Origin of the sequence: Faecalibacterium sp. AF27-11BH (assembly GCF_003603005.1) — a bacterium.
GTDB classification, from domain to species: domain Bacteria; phylum Bacillota; class Clostridia; order Oscillospirales; family Ruminococcaceae; genus Faecalibacterium; species Faecalibacterium taiwanense.
The window spans coordinates 1-1,191 of record NZ_QVGS01000032.1 but is presented as its reverse complement, the minus strand read 5'-3'; the positions used below and the strand labels follow the sequence as shown (position 1 = coordinate 1,191).

The 1,191-nt window shown below is 49.3% G+C and carries 4 protein-coding genes; 1 reads left to right on the top strand and 3 read right to left on the bottom strand.

From position 1 onward, the window contains the following. Positions 1-194, bottom strand: a 194-nt coding sequence (locus DWY76_RS13735) for a recombinase family protein (protein ID WP_243112068.1), incomplete at its 3' end; no start/stop codon positions are given. Between the two features lie 6 nt (positions 195-200). Next, the gene (locus DWY76_RS13730) at positions 201-398 is read right to left on the bottom strand and encodes a hypothetical protein (protein WP_002592708.1); all 198 of its coding nucleotides are present in this window, start codon (positions 396-398) and stop codon (positions 201-203) included. On the opposite strand from DWY76_RS13730, the gene DWY76_RS14560 reads away from it, so the two are divergent. After that, on the top strand, positions 372-611 hold the full coding sequence (locus DWY76_RS14560) for a tweety protein (RefSeq protein WP_118627009.1): 240 nt from the start codon (positions 372-374) through the stop codon (positions 609-611). The genes DWY76_RS13730 and DWY76_RS14560 overlap by 27 nt on opposite strands. Positions 612-639: 28 nt before the next feature. On the opposite strand, the gene DWY76_RS13720 is transcribed toward DWY76_RS14560, so the two are convergent. Then, positions 640-1,191, bottom strand: a 552-nt coding sequence (locus tag DWY76_RS13720; RefSeq protein WP_243112067.1) for a virulence-associated E family protein, incomplete at its 5' end; no start/stop codon positions are given.

Here is a 1,191-nt window from a genome sequence, read left to right as displayed (position 1 = left end):
CCATCGTCCTGATAGACTGCCACAACCTCCCATCCCTGCTTTTCGCAGTATTTTTCCAGCATATCACGCTGGTTTGCGATACTGGCACTTTCGCCTTGCAGGTCATCGTCCTTTGACAGCCTGCAATAGACCGCCGCACGATAACCCCCGGCAAGTGCCGAACCGATTGTTCTGTATTCCATTTCGTTCATCATAGCCATTTACCCACACAATCCAGACGGTATCTGGCTCTTTTGAACCTCATCTTCATTATAGCCTATATCTTTCTTTTTAGCAAGATATTCTTTTGCATTTGTCTTTCCGTATTTCTGGGAAATCAGGCTGACGAACACATCAGTGGCGTCAAGCTCCCCGTCAAATACAGTGGTCACATGAATCTCTGTTTTGTTTTTTGCCATAGGCAGTTATCCTCCATACATGAAAATAGCCAGACAGAGGGTGTCGGCAACGAAGTCCGGCAACGGGCTTCAAAAGACCTTGCAAACAATCTCAATCTGGCGATGGTTACTATTTATACTTTTCTTTTATTTTTTTGTTGTTTTGGTTGTTATAAGGGAGAAAAGCCCGGAAATAAGGGGTTTTTCCCGGCAACCGGCTCGGCAACGGGATAACAACAGGGGGTGCAACGGGCTGTCCTTTTCAGAATGGAAGCTCCATCTGTTCTGTGACCTCCACAAAACCGTCCATCGTTTTTTCAGACGGGTTGCCGGAGTCCGTTGCCGGGTTTTCACGCTCCCAGCCCTTTTGTCTGCCATATTCGGAAAACATTCTTGGGTTCGGGAAGTACCGCCAGCCAGAAATGCACTGGTTCATAATCTCGTTGATTTCCCGGATTTCCCATTGCTTCGGCTCGTCAAAAGCATGGTTCAAGGCTTCCTTATAGAGCTGCTTGGAGCAGACCATGCTCCCGGTGTACTTATCAAGATACGCCTGTATCATCCCGGCTTTGGTGTCCTCCGGCATAAAATCCCGCTGGTGTTCTTTGAGATACCGCTGCATGGCGGGGCTGAAAGCCAGCTTGAACCTGCCGCTTTTATAAATCTCCATCGCTTCCGCCCACATCTGCCCGATATAGGCTCTGGAAGCGGCTTCATCCTCCAAAATGTGAACTTCCGCCTGCTCCGGGTACACCATGACCGGGATAAAGCGGCGGTTGCCGGAACGGTCAAGGGGCAGGAAGTCAAGGGCATT